Source organism: Mesorhizobium sp. BR1-1-13 (assembly GCF_020165515.1).
Taxonomy (GTDB): Bacteria; Pseudomonadota; Alphaproteobacteria; order Rhizobiales; family Rhizobiaceae; genus Mesorhizobium.
In genome coordinates, this window is record NZ_JAIUIH010000008.1 from 17125 (window position 1) to 34775 (window position 17651).

Here is a 17651-nt window from a genome sequence, read left to right on the forward strand (position 1 = left end):
GCTCTTGGCTGGGGCTTATGACCCAGCAGCACGGCGGACTTGAATTTGTACTGCGCCGGCTGCTGTCCAAACCATAATCGGGCAGCTTTGTTCCCCCGTCGTCGGCTATGGTCCTGGGCGCAGCCCGTGGTCCCGCCGAGGCGGCGGTCTATCTCAAAGCATAGAGATAGGCGGCGATGTCACGCGCTTGCTGCTCGGTGATGCCGGTGGAGGGCATGGCGGTGTGCGGATTGATGTCCCTTGCTGACCGTATCCAGCGGATCATGTTCTCCGGATTGTTAGCCAGCACGCCGCCAACATAGATCCTGTCAGATAGACTGGCGTCCAGGCGCGGGCCGACGTGGCCTACCGCCCCGGGTACACCGGTGATGGTGTGGCAGCCGGCGCAGCCATTCGCCAGCATGATCGGTATCGCACGTGCACCGACGCCGCCTGTAGCGGCGTCCGCCTCTTGCTGCACCCGACGGGCTCGGTCGGCCCACAATGCGAGCGCGCCGCCCGCGACGACCAGAAGAATGCACACGGCGATGATCAATTTAGATGGGCCAAGGCGCATGCGCGACCTTCCTGGTTCCGCTCGTCGTTATCCAGAGGCCGGCCAGCAATAGCGCTGCCCCGCCATAGATAAGGCCGGCCGGGACCCACATGACGAGCCCGGCAAGCTGCTGGTCCTCGATCGGGCTTAAATTCCACACTGCCGCCCCGGCAGCATTCTCCGGGTACCAGAGCTTCGGCGATAGAAGAAGCAGGACGCCGAGCAGGCCGGTGTGCAGGGAGGTGAAGAAAAGATGCATCACGGCACTTCCATAGGCCTGCTGTTGGCCTTGGCGCGGCAGCAACGCCCACCAGAAGAGCAGGCCGGTGCCGAGGAAGCTTGCATGTTGCGCATAATGCAGCACGCCATGCTCGAGCGCTGCCTCAAACAGGACCGGAATGTGCCACACCCATATCGCGATCCCGTGAACAATCGTTGCGGTGACAGGCCGGCTCGCAAAGGTCCAGAGCGCTCGCAGCGATTTGCCATGCCCGATCATACCCAGGGCACGCCGAAACGTTACGGGAAATGCCCACAGCAGAGCAGGGGCGGGGCAGGCAATGACCAGCAGCGGCGCCGCCACCGCCATCAGCAACTCGTGCTCGATCATGTGCGCGACAAACAGCCGCTCGCCGAGAGCATGGATCGGACTGACCAACGCTGCCGTCAGTACGCTCCATCCGGCGGCAAACAGCAGCGCCTGACGCATCCGTAGCGGACGGCCGCGAGTGCTGCGGCGCCACAGCCGCATCGCACCGGCCACGTAGATGAGCGCGACGGCCGTCAGCGGGACCGTGATGGGAAGCGCAAGTGTCCATCCGGACTCGGGCGCGCCGGAGCCATAACAGATCGAGGTGGAGAAGAACGCGTCCAGGTTCATCGCAGACACTCGTCCAGGATGAGGGCGGCGCTTCCCTGCATAATGATGACGAGTGCAAACAGCAGAGCCGCCAGCATGCCGAGACTGGCGACGAAATGCTCTGTGCCGCGCGTGCGCTCTGGTTTGAAAGCGGCGCCGCCTTGCCGCTTTGCCTGCCAGGACAGAGCACCGCCCATAAGCGAGAACAAGGCGAGCAGCAACGCTAAGGGAAGCACGACCGGCACCTGGTGATTGCATTGCCAGGGAACCAGCGAGTAGTTCAGTTGCGTCGAGACCGCCCAAGCCAACGGGCCCGACAAAAGCCCACCCCAGGAAGTTCCCAACCGCACCGCGCGCATTTCAGCCGAGCCTCGGTACCCAGTAGATCAGCAGATAGATCGGAAGCCAGGTTGCGACCACGAAATCCCAATAGAAAACATTGTCGCCGACGTCGCCGAAGCGTCGCCCGCTATGGCCATGGCGCGTGAACATCAGCACCGTCAGCACGATCGTATCGCCGACATCTGTTATCAGATGCGTGGTGTGGAGCCCGAGCAGCACCCAAAGCATCGAGCCGTAGGCGTTCGTATCCCAGTAAACGTTCAAAGCCGGAAACTCGAACCAGCGGACAAGGAGCGGGGCGAGACCGAGCAGCGACATGATAACCAGTCCGATCCGCACCGGCACGATGGCGCATTGCTTGGCATAGCGATCGAGGATGTGGTTCGGCACCAGGCTGGCGATCAGCAGCAGCGTGACGATCGTTCCTGGCCAATGGTTCGGCTGCGGTGCACTCAACGGCCATTCAGGCCAAGAGAGCGCCAGGTAGAGATAGGCGGCTGCGGCGAGCGCAAAGCCGGTGCCCTCCAGAGCCATGAAGGCGAGCGTGCCCCACCAGGTCGGGCTGCGCGGACCATGCCCAAAGGTGGGAAGCCCGGAAACATCTGTGACGGGATGCTCGTTCATTCCTCGTCCTCCGGATCACCTTTTGGCCAGAACCAACCGATCAAGGTGACGGCGATTGGCAGGGCGCCCCACACGATGGCCCAGGGCGTGAAGATCGAATAGAGAAACGTGCCGCCTACGGCGAGCGCCGCAAACAGCGGCCAGATCGACGGTGTCGCCGATTTCTCGCGGATGTCGGGATGGGCTTCGGCGACTGTCGAGACCAGCAGCTCGCGCGCGTCGACGCGAAGCCCGGTCGCTACAGGGAGGGCGTCGCGCTCGGCCCAGAGTGGCTCCGCGTTGGTGACGACCGGAATGCGCGCAAAATTATAGCTCGGCGGCGGCGAGGGCGTTGCCCATTCCAGCGTGCCGGCGTCCCAGGGATTGTTGCCTGCCGCCGTGCCGTTCGACGCGCCATGCACAAGATTGACGGTGAACAGGACGAAACTCAGGAAGAAGACCACCGCGCCTGCTGTTATGAACAGGTTGATGTTCCCCCAGCCAAGCTCGGCCGGATAGGTGTAGACCCGTCGCGGCATTCCCCACAGCCCAACGATGTGCATCGGGAAAAAGGCTGCGTTGAAGCCAATGAAGGCCAGCCAGAAATGCAAGCGCCCCAGGCGCTCGCTCATCATGCGGCCGGTGATTTTAGGAAACCAGAAATAGGCCGCACCCAGCAGCGGGAATACCGATCCGCCGATCAGCACGTAGTGGAAATGCGCGACGACGAAGTAGGTGTCGTGCACCTGCAGATCCAGCGGTACGGAGGCCAGCATGACGCCGGTGAGACCGCCGATGACGAAGATGAAGAAGAAGCCGAACACGAACAACATTGGCGTGCGGATCACCGGTCTGCCGTCCCACATCGTTGCCAGCCAGCAGAAGATCTGTACCCCGTTGGGAATAGCAATCATCATGCTGGAAGCGGTGAAGAAGCTGGCGCCGAGCTTGGGCAGGCCTGTCGCGAACATATGGTGGACCCACAGGCCGAAGGACAGGAAGCCGACCGCGATCAACGACAGAACCATGCCGAGATGACCGAACACCGGTCGCCGGGCGAAAGCCGGGATGATCGAGGAGACCATGCCGGTCGCCGGCAGGAAGATGATGTAGACCTCGGGGTGACCGAAGAACCAGAACAGATGCTGGAACAGCAAGGCATCACCGCCTTCGGCCGGGTTGAAGATGTGTGTGCCGACCAGCCTGTCGAGGATCAGGAATGTCGAGGTGATCATCACCGCCGGCATTGCGAAGACGATGACAAAGGAGGTGACCAGCATCGCCCAGACGTATAGTGGGATCTTGTCCAGCGACATGCCGGGAGCACGCTGCTTCAGGATCGTGACGATCGTCGCCACTGCCACAGCCAGGGAAGACACTTCGGTATAGGTAATCATCTGCGCCCAGACGTCGGCGCGCTTGCCAGGGGCGAATTCGGGACCGGACAGCGGCACATAGGCGAACCAGCCGACGTCCGGCGCCATGTTGAGAGCGAAAGACACCCAGGCGAACAGGCCGCCCGAGACATAGACCCAGTAACTGAACGCATTCAGCCGCGGAAACGCGATGTTGCGGGTGCCGACCATCAGCGGCACCAGATAAATGCCGGTCGCCTGTACGATCGGTACCGCGAACAGGAACATCATCGTGACGCCGTGCATGGTAAACAGCTGGTTGTAGAGGTCCGGCCCGATCAGCCCACGCTGTGGTCCCGAGAGCTGAACACGCATAGCTACTGCGTTGAGCCCGCCCAGACACAGAAAGATAAAGGCAGTGATCAGATAGCGCCTGGCGATCACCTTGTGATCGACGCTGGACAGCGCGCCGATGATGCCGGGCGGCGTACGCCAGGTGCGCTCCAGCCACCGCTGGAGGTCGGCTTCCTCCATGCCGGTATCGCGCGGTCCGTCATGCTCGGGAGCGAGATCGCCCTTTGCTTGGGCTTCCGCCCGCAGGTCGCGTCCGCTCGTCAGGTCGGCGCTGGTCATTTCAGCCCCTCGAGGTAGACAATAATGGCATTGAGCTCGTCGCCGTTTAGAGCCGTTACAGGCATGTGGGAGCCGGGCTTGATGCCTTGCGGGTCCGCGATCCAAGCGGCGAGATTGCCGCGGCTCATCATCAGCGTTCCGGCTGCAAGAGTTTGCCGGCTGGCTATGTGGGTGAGATCGGGCGCTACCGTGCCGCCTGCGGGTGTGCCGCCGATCCTGTGGCACATCACGCAGGGCCGCTGGAGGAAAAGGTCCGCGCCGGCCTTGGCTTCGGCATTGGTCGGAGCGGCGGCAGGCCGCAACTGGTCGTCCAGCCAGGCATCGAACTGCGGCCGCGGCTCGGCGATGATGAAGGTGCCCATATTGGCGTGCTGCGCGCCGCAGAACTCAGCACATTGACCACGATACACGCCTGGCTTGTCAGCCCTGATATCCAGCACATTCACATATCCGGGGATGAGGTCGAGCTTGCCCGCAAGGCTCGGCACCCAGAAGGAGTGGATTACGTCTGTCGAAGTCAAAAGAAGCCGAACCGGCTCGCCGGCTGGAATGTGGATCTCGTTCGCTGTCGTCAGGATGCGGCTTGGCTGAGCATTCTCGTAGCGCACTTCCCACCACCATTGGTGGCCGGTCACGCGGACCGTCAGCGCCTCGTCCGAGCCGACCCCGGCAAGGGTTCTGTTGGCGAAGAAGCTCAACAGGGTCAGCCCAATTAGGATCGCCGCAGTAACCCCAACCGCAGTCAAGACCACGCGCATTTTGCGATGTTCGGAAGCGAGGTCGAGCACGAGCGGATCGTTTCCTGTTCGAACTCGCCGGAACAGGGTGGCGACCAACACGACCATCACCAGCATCCACACGGCCGCGCATAATGCAGTGAAAAACCAGATCAGCCAGGCGAGCTCGCCCGCGGCGGGGCCTTTCGGATCGAGAGCGGACTGCCAGCCGCTGCAACCTGAAAGCGCCAGGAGAGCGGCTGCGCAACACGCTTTGGGAAAAAAGCGTTTCACGGTGATTTCCCCAGCGTCGCGGCATCGGGGAGGCGATTTTCCGACGGATGGACCATCATGTCGTCGTTACGCTGCGGTGCGGCGGAGGAGGGCGCGTTCCCGCTCAGCGAACGTACGAAGGCTGCAAGCTCCCAAATCTGATCATCGGGAATCTTGTTTCGGAAGCTCGGCATGCCGTTAGGCCGCCCGTCCCGGATCGTTGCGTGGATACTCTCGATCGAGCTGCCGTAAATCCACTTCTCATCCATCAGCGCCGGTCCCATGCCGCCGCCGCCATTGGCATGGCACCCCGAGCAATTGAACCAGCTGAACAGGCGCTTGCCCTCGCTGAGATGAAAGGCGTTGGCCTCGAAGCTGGCCGCCTTGTTGTCGCTCGGGAGCGGCCTTTGGCCGCCTGGCTCCAGCGCAGTCACCGGCGTTGGCTGTTGGCCGGACCCAAGGGCCGATTGCGGACGTGTGTTGCGCTCTTCCCGCTGGCAAGCGGCAAGGGCGAGCATCGTCGACAATAGCACGGTGAGGCTCCGCTTCATCGCGCCGCGCTCCCGCCGGTATCAAGGCGCGGCACACCGTATCGGGCCAGGGTCGCGTCGATCTCAGCCTTGTGCTTGGCAAGGGCTGCATCCACTTCGTCGCGTAGCGCGTCGTCCCCGCGTCGGACGCCCATGGAGATGTCGTAGACCATTGGCAATTGAGGCCCGTCGATTCGAGGTGTCACGGGCGTGATGCGCAGCGGTGTTTTCTGCTTGGAGGCGAAATAACCAGCGAGCGGGCCCCAGACGACGGCAACATCGATCTCGCCGCTGGCCACCGCCTCGACAATGCGCGCGGGCGGGTTGGGAGCCGAATAGTCGCCATAGACTGGATAGCCGACGAGATGACCGACAATGCCGCGGCGGCCGAGTGCCTGGACCGGTGGGGAATTAGCGCCGTCATCGCCGATGAGCTGCACGCCGATGCGCAGAGTGCGCAGGCGTGGATCGTTGAAAGACGTGATCTCGGGACTGTCCCGCCGCGTCACGAAGACATAGGTCGAGCGGTAATAGGGAGTGGTGGCGCGGAGCATTTCGAGATTGGCGGGGGTGCCAGGTATGAGATCGCACAGGCCTGCCTTGAGCGTGTTGCGAACGAAACCGCGGCGTTGGGCCCACCAGGTATAGGAAAGTCTTGCATCCAGTTCTTTGGCGATGATCTGGGCAATCTTGTTTTCGAAGCCCTGTCCAGCGGCGTTGGAAAACGGCATGTTGTTAGGGTCGGCACACACCTTGAGTTCACGGGCGTCGGCGGCAACCGCGAAGAGCAGCGAGGCAAACGCTACCACCGCGGCTACCAGGCCTCCGTTCGCCTCGCGTCTTCGAACTGCCTTCAACTCGAAAGCATCAGGGGAGCCGGAACACATAGAGCGTGCCTCCCGCCGTGGTCGCGTTCTTCAGGTCTTTCATCGCGTTGACGAAGCCGAGCGCCGCGGTAGCGTCGCGCGGGTCGAGGTCGCCCGATACGATCGCGCCGGCCCAACCACCGACGCCCGACAGGATCGCGACATATTGGTGCCCGTCGGGGCCGCGATAGGTGACCGGCTGCCCAATAATCCCGGACGAGGTCTTGAACTGCCAAAGCAATTCTCCCGTCCTTGCGCTCACAGCTTTGAACCAGCCCTCCATTGTGCCGTAGAACACGACATTGCCGGCGGTGGCGACCGCGCCACTCCACACCGGAAAATTTTCTTTCAGGCTCCAAGCCGGCTTTGCGGCCGCGATGTCCCAGGCGGTGAAGGCACCGCGGTTGCCGCCGGGGCCCGGGATCATGCGCACATTCATGCCGACATAGGGGGTGCCGGCGATGTAGTTCACCTCGAGGCCTTCTTCGTCCATGCACAGATTGTTGTGTGGGATGTAGAGCAGTCCTGTCTTCGGCGAGAACGCAGATGGCTGCCAATCCTTGAGCCCGGATGCTGTCGGGCAGATATCCCGGATCACCCTGCCGGTGCCGGTTTTCTTGTCCGGGTTTTCGATCAGGCGCCCGGTTTTCAGATCGACGCCCTTGCTGGAATTGACGGCCCCATAGGGTGTCGCCGACAGGACTTCCCCGGTGGTCCGATCCAGAATGTAGAGATAGCCATTGCGCTCCGGGCGGACGAGCACTTTGCGCGGCTTACCCTGCCAATTCATATCGAGCAGGATCTGCTCGTTGATGCCGTCGTAGTCGTGCAGGTCGTGCGGGCTCCATTGGTAGAACCATTTCGCGGCTCCGGTATCGGGATCGCGCGCGAAAATCCCGGAGGTCCATTTGTTGTCGCCGGGCCGAAGGTCCGGATTCCACGGCCCTGGATTGCCGGTCCCGTGATAGATCAAGTTGAGGTCCGGATCGTAAGAGATCCAGCCCCACATGTTGCCGCCGCCGATCTTCCAGGCTTCCGGCGGCCATGTGGTCACGCCAAGGTCCTTGCCCTTGTCCATGTCGTAATGCGGCTTGAAATCCGGCCCGATCAGCACGTCCTTGTCCGGTCCGGTGCCGTAAGCCGTCCAGACGACATGTCCGTCGCCCGCGTCCAGCGCCTTGACCCAGCCGCGCACACCCATCTCGCCACCGGAATTGCCGACCAGCACTTTGCCCTTCACCACAAGCGGCGCCATGGTTATGGTCTCGCCGATGTTGATGTTGCCGACATGCGCGTTCCACACCGGTTGGCCAGTGGCGGCATCCAGCGCGATCGTGTGACCATCCAGCGTGTTGAAGAAGAGGCGCCCGTCGGCGAAGACCGCGCCGCGGTTGACGACGTCGCAGCAGGCAACGCCCTGCGCGGCAGGTTCAGGATTTGGCTCATATTTCCATTTCATCGGCGCGCCCGGCTTGGAAAGATCGAGCGCGTAGACGATGTTTGGAAAAGGCGTCACGATATACATCGTGTTTCCGACGACGAGTGGCGCCGCTTCCTGACCCTTGTTCACTCCGGTCGAAAAAGTGAAGGCAACTTGAAGGTTCTTGACATTGTCCTCGTTGATGTCCGCCAGTTCGCTGTAGCGCGTCGAGGCATAATTCTTAGCCGGCATTGTCCATTGGCCGTCATCAGGTGGCGCGGCCGCGGCGGGCGGTGCGATGACGGGTGTCGCCGCGGACTGCGCGGCCGCGGCGTTCAGCAATGAGCAGCCTGCGGCCAGCACCAGCCACTTCAACGGCCTAAAGTCGAAACTGCGGCCCTTTTCCGCTCCTCGACCGTCTGGTGTCGTAGATGCGTATTCCCCCGCCACTTTCAGAGGTCCCCTCATTTGCGGATCGAACCTCCCACTCCGGCGCCGAGTTCCGCCGCGACGTCCGCCTCGGTTCCCGCGCACAACGGATGACCCCAGCCGGAGGCGCTCTTTCCGCCAGGATCGAGATCGTAGACAATGGCGTCCTTGGCGTTGGGGTTGACGCCCGCCGGAACCTTGTCCAGGCCCAGGTCTCCACGCAGGCGCCAGGCGACATTGTGATCGGCGCAGGAGGAGTCGCCGCTGATGCCAAGCCCGCCGACAATCGTTTTGCCGTCGTAGAGAGCAAGGCCGCCGCCAAATGCCACGACGCCGCCGATCGGCTTGCCAATCAGCGGATCGCTCGCACTCCCAAAGGTCTTGCTGTCGCCGGCATAAGCGGCTGCCTGGTTGACAGGATTGGTAAGCTGCAAGCCGAACAAGGGGCCACCCGGCTGAACAGAAGCATATAGGTTCGCCGTCGAGAGAGCCATCTGGGCAACGCTGAGCCCGTTGGCCGTGCTTGCCTTTTCGGCTGCGATCAGCCGGCTGCCGGGCCACTGCGCGTCGCTGGTGGGGCCGCTGAAAGCAACGGCGCAAACTGTCCCGTCACGCGTAACGATCGCCGCCCATTCATTGGTCTCGAAGCCGCCATTGGCAGGGCCTCCGCTTGCTTTGACGTTTGCCTTGAGGGCAGCCAGGAGCTTGGCGTGGTCGGCGGGGCAGGGTAGCTGTGCCCAGGCCCTGCTTTGCAGCAATGCACAATTAACCAGTACCAGGAGGCTGAAAGCCAGGGAGGAAAGCTGTGGGCGACCCATGATCCGGAGCATTCGTTGAAACACAATGTGGAAAGTGGGAGCGCTCACAGAGCAAGGAATCCCCTGGCAAACTGAGCTATGTTCCCACACTTTCAATGGAACTCGGACGAGGCCCCGATGTTCCTAGTTCCTGAAATTATGATGGAAGGCACAGACGTTGCGACCATGGGCAGCAGCTCAGGCTGCCGCCGACCGTGAGCGGGCCGATACAGACATTGCCGGACCAAACAGCTCGACCAGTTCCTCACGGCTCTCCGCACCTATGGATTTTCGACGCCTGAAAGTGCGGACGCTATGCGCAAGATAACCGAACCGATGGACACGCGGTTTTGCGCAGGCCACAGAGCTGGAACCGCATCATGGCATCATGTGAGCCTGATGCGCATCCATCGTTCCCATGTTCTGGCCGAGATGGTTCATGATCCACACCGAGCCCAAAACGACCAAGGTCACGATCAGCACACCGAAAGCGAGCGCGAGCACGTTGTTGGTGTTGTCAGGTCCTGTCGTCAGGTGCAGGAAGAAGACGAGATGGACGCCCATTTGGGCGATGGCAAGCACCGTCAGGGCCGAGATCACGGCCGGCTGGTAAATTAGATCGGTTTGTGCCGCAATGAAGGACGCCACTGACAACAGGATTGCCAGGCCAAAGCCCAGCAGATAGCCGGAAAGGCCTCCCGCCACCTCGTGTTCCTCGCTGCGTTCTTCGCCTGGTGCGGAATCGCGGCGGTCAAGCATGTCCTCGTTCCGGCTGTCCATTTCGCTCATGATGACGCTCCCAGCAGATAGACCAGGGTGAAGATGGCGATCCAGATGATGTCGAGCGCGTGCCAGAACAGGCTGAAGCAGTGAAGCCGGCGCAATATGTCGGGACGACAGCCTTTTATCCAGAGCTGCGCCATCATGGTGCCGAGCCAAAGCAGGCCAAGTCCAACATGGGTTCCGTGGCAGCCCACAAGGGCGAAGAACGCGGACAGGAAGGCGCTACGTGATGGGCCCGCCTGCTCATTCACCATGGCCGCGAATTCCTGCACCTCCAGGAACAGGAAGGCTGCACCAAGCAGGCCGGTCACCAGCAACCAGAACTGGGTGGCGGCCATTGACCGGCGGTGGGTCGCGAGCATCGCAAGGCCGCCGGTGAAGCTCGAGGTGAGCAGCAGCGCCGTCTGTGCCGCGACGCGCGTCAACTCAAACAGCTCCTTGCCTGTTGGCCCGCCCGCCGCCGAATTGGACAGGACGGCATACGCGGCGAAGAAAGCCGAGAACATTATGATGTCCGACAACAGGAAGATCCAAAAGCCGTAGGCAACTGTGACGAACTTCGAGGCCGGGCCACCCTCGCCGTGGCCGGTCGCCGAGAACAGGTGGTGGCCATGCCCTGCGGTGCGACCCAGCCGGTAGGGATCGCGCGTTGCGGTGCCGGCGGGGATGTCGCTCATGCCACACGCTCGCGTCTGCGCATCCAGGCACGCTGGGCTGCCTTGCGCTCAAGATCGATGCGGCCGACCTCGTCGGCAGGGATCTCGTAGTCGCCATGCTCGCGCCAGGCGAATACAACGAAGGTGGCATAGGCCCCGATGAAGCCGACAATCGCCAACCACCAGATGTGCCAGATGAGCGCAAAGCCAATCAGAGTGCTGAAGAAGGCGGTGACGAAGCCTGTGGGGCCATTGCGCGGCATCTCGATCGCCTCGTAGTCCTCTTCGGTCTCCTGACTCTGCTCGTCCATTGCCCTTTGCTTGATGGTCCAGTAGGGCTCCTCGTTTTCGACATGCGGCAGCCGCGCGTAGTTGAAGACGGGCGGCGGCGAGGATGTCGACCATTCCAGCGAGCGCCCGTCCCAAGGATCGCCGGTCTCGTCGCGCAACTCGTCGCGATGCCTGATCGAGACGACAAGCTGCGTGATTTGGCATGCGGCGCCGACGATCATCACCACGATTCCGAAGACCGCCACGACAAGCCACGGCGCCCACATATCCATGTCGATATGCTGAAGGCGGCGGGTCATGCCGAGAAGGCCGACGATATAGAGCGGCACGAACACCAGAATGTAGCCGGCAAGGGTGACCCAGAACGCCGCCTTGCCCCAACCTTCATGCAGCCGGAACCCGAAGGCTTTCGGGAACCAGTAGGTGAAGCCGGCAAAGGCCGCGAACAGCACGCCCGAGATGATGACGTTGTGAAAATGCGCCACGAGAAAGAGCGAATTGTGCAGCATGAAATCGGCCGGCGGAACGGCGAGCAGCACGCCGGTCATGCCGCCGATGATGAACGTGGTGACAAAGCCTAGCGCCCACAGCATTGGCGTTTCGAAGCGCACGCGCCCGCCATACATGGTGAAGAGCCAGTTGTAGATCTTGACCCCGGTGCCGACGGCGATAACCGAGGTGGCGATGCCGAAAGCCGCATTGACATCGGCGCCGGCGCCCATGGTGAAGAAATGGTGCAACCAGACCATGAAGGAGACGATGCAGATGAACATCGTCGCCGCAACCATCGAACGATAGCCGAACAGCGGTTTCGACGAGAAGGTCGAGAAGATCGCCGAATAGATCCCGAAGGCGGGAAGCACGAGGATGTAGACCTCGGGGTGACCCCAGGCCCAGATGAGATTGACGAACATCATCTGGTTACCGCCGGCTTCGTTGGTGAAAAAATGGAAGTCGAGATAGCGGTCGAGGGTTAGCATGGCGAGGGTTGCGGTAAGGATAGGGAATGCGGCGACGATGAGCATGTTGGAGGCAAGCGAAGTCCAGCAGAACATCGGCATGCGCAGATAGCCCATGCCTGGCGCCCGCATCTTGAGGATGGTGGTCGCCAGGTTGACGCCCGTGAGCAGGGTGCCGACGCCGGAGATCTGGATCGACCACAGATAATAGTCGACGCCGACGCCTGGCGAGTAGGTCGTCTCCGACAGCGGTGCATAAGGCAGCCAGCCGGTGCGCGCGAACTCGCCGACGACGAGCGAAATGTTGACGAGCAGCGCGCCGGTCGCGGTCAGCCAGAAGCTCACTGAGTTCAGCGTCGGGAAGGCGACGTCGCGGATGCCGAGCTGCAGCGGGATGACAAAATTCATCAGCCCGATGACAAAGGGCATCGCGGCGAAGAAGATCATGATCGTGCCGTGAGCCGAAAAGACCTGGTCGTAGTGCTCCGGCGGCAGGTATCCCGGCCCGTGGATGGCGAGCACCTGCTGGGTGCGCATCATGACGGCGTCAACGAAGCCGCGCAGAAGCATCAGCGCCGCCAGCACGATATACATGACGCCGATCCGCTTTTGGTCGACGGAGGTTATCCACTCATGCCAAAGATAGGGCCAGTAGCCTTTGATCGTTACCCAGGTCAGAACGGCGGCGGCGGCCAGGAAGACGATCAGGGCCGCGCCAAGCGGAATAGGCTGGTCAAAGGGAACGGCCGACCAGTCGAGCTTGCCGAGCATCGTCATCCTCCTTCATCGTGCTGGTGAACCATGGGCGGCGCTCCCGCCTTGGGTTCAGCTTTCGGCATCACCTGCGGCTCTCCGGCGGCGGTTGCAGCAGGTCCCGGCCCTGGAGGCAGCGTCTGGCGCACGACCGCATCGAACAAGCCCGGCTGCACATGGCCGAACGAGGATGCCGGCGCGTTGATGCTTTGCTTGGCAAGCTGGCGATAGGCGCTGGCATTGAGCACGCCGCCTCCGCCATGCAAGGAGGAGGCCCCAACTGGCGAAGGCGTCAGCCGAAACCGCCCTGACACGGAAATTCATGTCCGAAAAGCCATCGCCACTGAAATGCGCCGACAGGCCGAAGGCGCGCTTTTGTCTCCAACGGCGAAGAGCGCTGCATCGAGATGACGGAGCGTCTCGCGCGCCCCACGCTCCGATCTTAACTTGTTCTACGTCAGCGTTACGGCAAGCTGGGGGCCGTGTGGTCGGCCTGCCTTGTCGGCCACGCAATTCGCCTCGACATTTCGCGAAAGAGACTGCGCCTAACGTGCTGCAGGCTGGATGCTTCTCCTTGCGGAAACGGTCAGCAAATGTCCAACTCGGCGGTACCGCCGGTGCTACGGCGAACGCGAGCCCTACAAGATGCAACCCAACCTCGGGCGAGACGCCGTTGCGCGCTGGGACGTTTCGCGATCACACAATATCGGTTGGCTTGGCTCTTAAAGGTTCCGCCCCCGTGTGTTCCTCCCCGGCGAGCTGTTGATCTCCCGGTTCGCGATCCGTGTCGGCAGGTCTCCGATTGCCTGCCATGTAGGTGCGATTTCAGGCAACCAACTCGAGCTGCCAGCATTGATTTGGGATAGTCTCGGGAGAAATGCCATGCTGCAATTCAACCTGCCTCGAGAAGTTGCAATCGGTGATGAAGTTGCCCTGACGAGTACGGTCATGGACATGCTTCCCAGTGGACGCGCCAGGGTGAGCATCCCCTCCTATGATCGTCCTTATGCGATCGATGCGCCCCCCAGAACTCACGTCGGAGACAAAGTCGTTCTTGTTGGGGACGTCACTCGGGTCGATCCTGAAACCAACAAGCTGAGCGTACGGATTGACTGTGGCGGGGTGGTTACCGTCCACAAATCGGCGATCATAAGGCTCAAGAAAAATTGCGCGGTCCGAAATGGCTGACGCATCACCCCGCGACGCAAAGCTCGCCAACGAGGCCGAGCTCGCGGTATGGGACTATCCACGCCATCTCGCCGCGCCGGCCTTACCGACGGGCTGCGCTCGATGAAGCTTGACCTCATCGGCGAGGTGGCCGAACTCGCGCGCTATATCGGCTACTGGAAGCCCTATGCGACGAGCCATGAAGGGCTTGACGCCAACCGTGCAATGCAGACCGGGGTCCGCAACGCTGTGTTGGCACAAGCGGTCGAAGAACGGCGCGCAGGGCAGTTTCGACGGATCGGGACATCAATCGGGACAGGCCACGACGCTCCGCGTCCGATATGGCGTGACGGATGAGGGAGATGCCACACTGGGTTCGCGGTGCCTGGATTCTCTTGAAGGATGCAGTCACCGGCTTCATCAACGACAATGCGTTGAGCCACGGGGCAGCGGTGGCTTTCTACGCCACGACATCGCTGGCGCCGATCCTTCTGATCGTCGTGGCGGTCGCTGGTCTGGCGGTGGGCAAGGATGCGGCCCAGTTCGCCCTGTCAGCGGAGATATCCGGCGCGATGGGCGCGCAGAGTGCCGATCTGCTCAAGGCGACGATCGAGACGGCTTCGCACAGATGGTCCGGGACGCTTGCCACGCTCATCGGATTGGTGACGCTCTTCGTCACTGCCTCCGGTGTTTTCGGTGAGATGCAACAGTCGCTGAACGAGATATGGAAGGTAAAAGCCGACGGCCTGTCGCTTTCGCGCCTGGTGCGGGCGCGTGCGGCAAGTCTCGGCCTGGTTGCCGCACTGGGCTTCATGCTGATGGTATCGCTGGCGGCAAGCGCAGCGATCACAGCGCTGAGCGAAGTCATCAATCACCACCTGCCGTTCGGCGAACTGGTGCTCAGCACGGTCAACACGGTTGTCTCTTTCTTGCTAATTGGGCTGCTCTTCGCAGCGATCTACAAGGTCTTGCCGGATCGAACGCTCAAATGGCGCGATGTTGCCGTCGGGTCGGTGGTCACTGCGTTGCTGTTCACCATCGGCAAGTCGCTGATCGGCTGGTATATCGGCACCAGCGCGATAGCGACTTCCTACGGAGCGGCAGGCGCGCTGATGGTGGTGCTGCTTTGGGTCTATTATTCAGCGCAGATCTTCCTCTTCGGTGCAGAAATTACGCGCGCTTACTCGGTCAGGCGTGGAAGCCGGCCAGACCTTGCGCCGGTAGTGGCGTTGAGCGGCAACAAGATAGACGCGCCGCGCCGGCCTGAAGTGCATGACGGCGAGATCGCCGCATGGATTGTCGTAAGCAGCCTGATCACCGCGCTGGTCTCGCAATTGTGGCGGCGAAAGCAGGATTGACGCCGCGCGGGGCACGATTGCAAAAAGCCGTAGCATCTTGATTTAGCCCCGTATGGGCGCAGCACCATTGAAGATAACAGGGTCCCGGCCGCTGCGCAGGAGCAAGGCGAAGGTTATCCGTGCTGTCCGGCAGTCTTGATCCGTGGAGCGCGGCGCGGTCGTGCCGCGCGTTTGGACGCTTGACGCCTGTGGCTTTGGCAGAAGGAGTCGGTCTGCCACACCGGACGGTTCGGCACATAGCGCGGGCCCGTGCTGTGCTCCGGCATTCAGGTCCCGTGGGGAGGATTTAGGCGGTGCGAAGGCACTGTTTCGTTACCCTCGGACCTGCAAATCGGGGCCTTGGCTCGGGGCCGTGTCGATCATCGGTAGCATCGCGCGTTAACCCTGATAGACACTCACCAAGCGGGATCGAAACCCCGAGAAAAAGCGGGTCGAAGCTGAGCGGTCGAGTTCTCCAAATCGGTGACCGTTAGCGGCTGGCCGTCTCCGAGATCGACTGCGAAAATGCGGGCTTTGCAGACAGGCGGTGACAGCTGCCGCCCCTTCAGTCAGAAATGGGCTTCTTTTCATGTGGAGATCCTCACCGAAAGATACATTGATCAAATCATATTGTTCGATTTCGGGGTCGAAAGGGGTATCGCCAACATATGCCGTCGCAATAAGAAGAATTGGACGAGATGCAATTCATTGGGATAAATTGCACATAACGCAATAACCCGATGAATTGTAGGTTGAGCAGGCAACAAAGGCATTGCGAACATCTGTCGTCTTGTCTGTGATTTAACCATAGCTGGTACACGAGAAGGCAATTGGTGATCGGTGGGCCGGGCAAGCGCTATTCCTCCGCGGTTTGGAGACGGTGCGCCCGCTCCCGAATGTGCCCGGCGCCGCGATACAGGCGGCGTGAGTTGGATATGCAAGAGAGGGCTTGCAGTGCACCAACGTGCATATCTCGACTAGTGCTGGTGTTGCCGGAACCGTGATCGACCAGGCAGGGAGAACTCAGATGTACACCAATATCCTCGTGAGCACGGATGGCTCCGACGTCGCCAGGAAGGGCGTTGAGCAGGGGATAGCCTTGGCGAAAGCCTTGGCTGCCAAGGCGACAGTTGTCACTGTCACGGAGCCAATGCTGATTGACTATGGAACCGGATTTACCTCCGGGTCTATTCCTTCGCAGGAGGAGGTTGATAGTTTTGAGGCCGCGAGCAAGGAATTCGCAGGGCAAGTCCTCGATCAAGTCAGGGAGGCAGCTGACCGGATGGGGGTATCCGCAGAATTTCTACATGTCCCGGATGCCTACCCGGCCAAGGCGATTATCGACACCGCCAAGTCACGAGGCTGCGACCTGATTGTGATGGCTTCCCATGGCCGTCGTGGCATCAGAAAGCTTTTGCTGGGAAGCCAGACATCGGAGGTTCTCGCGGATGGAAGTGTGCCTGTATTGGTCGTGCGGTAGCCAAACGAAACCGGAGAAGTGCTGGCTTCCTTTGCGCTCAACCTTCCGAAAGAGACGGTATCCTGTGACGACGATGTCTCCAGTCGGCCTCGGCATTTAGAGGTGCCGCGCAATGGCATCCATGACTGGCGCAGGCTAGACAACGATAACGCGGGCGCCGTTGCGCACTGTCCCGAAGAGTTCAAAAACATGCTCGTTCAACATCCGGATGCAGCCGGATGATGCAGCTTTTCCAATGGTCCAGGGCTCATTCGTCCCATGAATGCGATACAGCGTGTCCTGGCCATTGCGATACAGATACAGCGCCCGCGCGCCGAGAGGATTGTTTGGGCCTCCCGGAACGCGCTGCGGCAAGCTCGGGTTACGGCGTCGCATGTTGGCGGTGGGGGTCCAGGTCGGCCATTGGGCTCGTCGTCCGACGATTGCCTCTCCATCCCATCTCTGTCCGTCCCGACCGACTGCGATGCCGAAGCGGATCGCCCTGCCGGCGTCTTCGACATAGTACAGGAAGCGCTCCTGCTTGTTGATTAGGATTGTTCCGGCGGTTTCCCTACCTAAGTAAGGCACCGTTTGCCGACGGAATTGCTGGGGGATGCGCGTTTTGTCTACGAGAGGGATGTCAAACGGCTTATCTGGAATTGTTCCAATATACCAACTTTTTTGGGAAGCTTCCGCACGCCCGGACAGCGCCAGAAATGATATTCCCCCAACGATCACGGATCGTCTGCTCAAAGAATTCACCAAATGAACCTCCGAAATATGATGACTTGTTGGCTGGTATTTTATGAGCTTCGATGAGCCTGCGCTATCGGGACCAACATTTCTGACATCGGCCTCTCCGCTTGAGGGTGCAATCTCTTATGCCAT

Annotated in this window: 19 protein-coding genes; 4 read left to right on the forward strand and 15 right to left on the reverse strand. The window is 61.3% G+C overall.

The genetic code is table 11. The annotated features are described in order from the left end of the window. Nucleotides 1-148 precede the first annotated feature (148 nt). From LB533_RS18820 to LB533_RS18885, 14 genes are all read right to left on the reverse strand, one after another. Complete coding sequence (locus tag LB533_RS18820; RefSeq protein WP_224677902.1) at nt 149-556, reverse strand: c-type cytochrome; 408 nt, start codon at nt 554-556, stop codon at nt 149-151. Beyond that, on the reverse strand, nt 537-1415 hold the full coding sequence (locus tag LB533_RS18825) for a cytochrome c oxidase assembly protein (protein WP_224677903.1): 879 nt from the start codon (nt 1413-1415) through the stop codon (nt 537-539). Before LB533_RS18825 ends, LB533_RS18820 begins: the two co-directional genes overlap by 20 nt. After that, nucleotides 1412-1753, reverse strand: coding sequence for a hypothetical protein (locus LB533_RS18830; RefSeq protein WP_140641789.1), 342 nt, complete (start codon nt 1751-1753; stop codon nt 1412-1414). Before LB533_RS18830 ends, LB533_RS18825 begins: the two co-directional genes overlap by 4 nt. A 1-nt stretch (nt 1754) precedes the next feature. Beyond that, nucleotides 1755-2360, reverse strand: a complete 606-nt coding sequence (locus tag LB533_RS18835; protein WP_224677904.1) for a heme-copper oxidase subunit III — start codon at nt 2358-2360, stop codon at nt 1755-1757. Next, complete coding sequence (gene ctaD / locus LB533_RS18840; protein WP_224677905.1) at nt 2357-4327, reverse strand: cytochrome c oxidase subunit I; 1971 nt, start codon at nt 4325-4327, stop codon at nt 2357-2359. Before ctaD ends, LB533_RS18835 begins: the two co-directional genes overlap by 4 nt. After that, the gene (coxB, locus tag LB533_RS18845) at nt 4324-5337 is read right to left on the reverse strand and encodes a cytochrome c oxidase subunit II (RefSeq protein ID WP_140641795.1); all 1014 of its coding nucleotides are present in this window, start codon (nt 5335-5337) and stop codon (nt 4324-4326) included. The genes ctaD and coxB overlap by 4 nt, the downstream gene beginning before the upstream one ends. Next, nucleotides 5334-5867 carry a c-type cytochrome gene (locus LB533_RS18850; RefSeq protein ID WP_224677906.1) on the reverse strand — a complete coding sequence of 178 codons (534 nt, stop codon included), beginning with the start codon at nt 5865-5867 and terminating at the stop codon, nt 5334-5336. The genes coxB and LB533_RS18850 overlap by 4 nt, the downstream gene beginning before the upstream one ends. Further along, nucleotides 5864-6703, reverse strand: coding sequence for a substrate-binding domain-containing protein (locus LB533_RS18855; RefSeq protein ID WP_224677907.1), 840 nt, complete (start codon nt 6701-6703; stop codon nt 5864-5866). The genes LB533_RS18850 and LB533_RS18855 overlap by 4 nt, the downstream gene beginning before the upstream one ends. Nucleotides 6704-6713: 10 nt before the next feature. Beyond that, nucleotides 6714-8492 (reverse strand): methanol/ethanol family PQQ-dependent dehydrogenase, encoded by a 1779-nt coding sequence (locus LB533_RS18860; RefSeq protein ID WP_411970899.1) that lies wholly within the window; start codon nt 8490-8492, stop codon nt 6714-6716. 104 nt (nt 8493-8596) lie between these two features. After that, complete coding sequence (locus LB533_RS18865; protein WP_224677909.1) at nt 8597-9475, reverse strand: GlcG/HbpS family heme-binding protein; 879 nt, start codon at nt 9473-9475, stop codon at nt 8597-8599. A gap of 261 nt (nt 9476-9736) precedes the next feature. Beyond that, nucleotides 9737-10147, reverse strand: a complete 411-nt coding sequence (gene cyoD / locus LB533_RS18870) for a cytochrome o ubiquinol oxidase subunit IV (protein WP_224677910.1) — start codon at nt 10145-10147, stop codon at nt 9737-9739. Then, nucleotides 10144-10818 (reverse strand): cytochrome o ubiquinol oxidase subunit III, encoded by a 675-nt coding sequence (gene cyoC / locus LB533_RS18875; RefSeq protein ID WP_224677911.1) that lies wholly within the window; start codon nt 10816-10818, stop codon nt 10144-10146. The genes cyoD and cyoC overlap by 4 nt, the downstream gene beginning before the upstream one ends. Next, complete coding sequence (gene cyoB / locus LB533_RS18880; RefSeq protein ID WP_224677912.1) at nt 10815-12818, reverse strand: cytochrome o ubiquinol oxidase subunit I; 2004 nt, start codon at nt 12816-12818, stop codon at nt 10815-10817. Before cyoB ends, cyoC begins: the two co-directional genes overlap by 4 nt. A gap of 2 nt (nt 12819-12820) precedes the next feature. Further along, nucleotides 12821-13048, reverse strand: coding sequence for a COX aromatic rich motif-containing protein (locus LB533_RS18885; protein WP_318012503.1), 228 nt, complete (start codon nt 13046-13048; stop codon nt 12821-12823). Nucleotides 13049-13682: 634 nt separating this feature from the next. Between LB533_RS18885 and LB533_RS18890 the strand changes: the two genes are divergently transcribed. The 4 genes from LB533_RS18890 to LB533_RS18905 all read left to right on the forward strand — a co-directional run bounded on the left by LB533_RS18890 (nt 13683) and on the right by LB533_RS18905 (nt 16784). Next, nucleotides 13683-13988, forward strand: coding sequence for a preprotein translocase subunit YajC (locus LB533_RS18890; RefSeq protein WP_140641803.1), 306 nt, complete (start codon nt 13683-13685; stop codon nt 13986-13988). A gap of 102 nt (nt 13989-14090) precedes the next feature. Further along, the gene (locus tag LB533_RS18895; RefSeq protein WP_224677914.1) at nt 14091-14324 is read left to right on the forward strand and encodes a hypothetical protein; all 234 of its coding nucleotides are present in this window, start codon (nt 14091-14093) and stop codon (nt 14322-14324) included. A 5-nt stretch (nt 14325-14329) separates the two neighbouring features. Next, entirely contained in the window at nt 14330-15325 is a 996-nt protein-coding gene (locus tag LB533_RS18900; protein ID WP_224677915.1) for a YihY/virulence factor BrkB family protein, read from the forward strand. A 1006-nt stretch (nt 15326-16331) separates the two neighbouring features. Further along, nucleotides 16332-16784 (forward strand): universal stress protein, encoded by a 453-nt coding sequence (locus tag LB533_RS18905; RefSeq protein ID WP_224677916.1) that lies wholly within the window; start codon nt 16332-16334, stop codon nt 16782-16784. 135 nt (nt 16785-16919) lie between these two features. On the opposite strand, the gene LB533_RS18910 is transcribed toward LB533_RS18905, so the two are convergent. Continuing rightward, nucleotides 16920-17525 (reverse strand): L,D-transpeptidase, encoded by a 606-nt coding sequence (locus tag LB533_RS18910; RefSeq protein ID WP_140641811.1) that lies wholly within the window; start codon nt 17523-17525, stop codon nt 16920-16922. Nucleotides 17526-17651 lie beyond the last annotated feature (126 nt).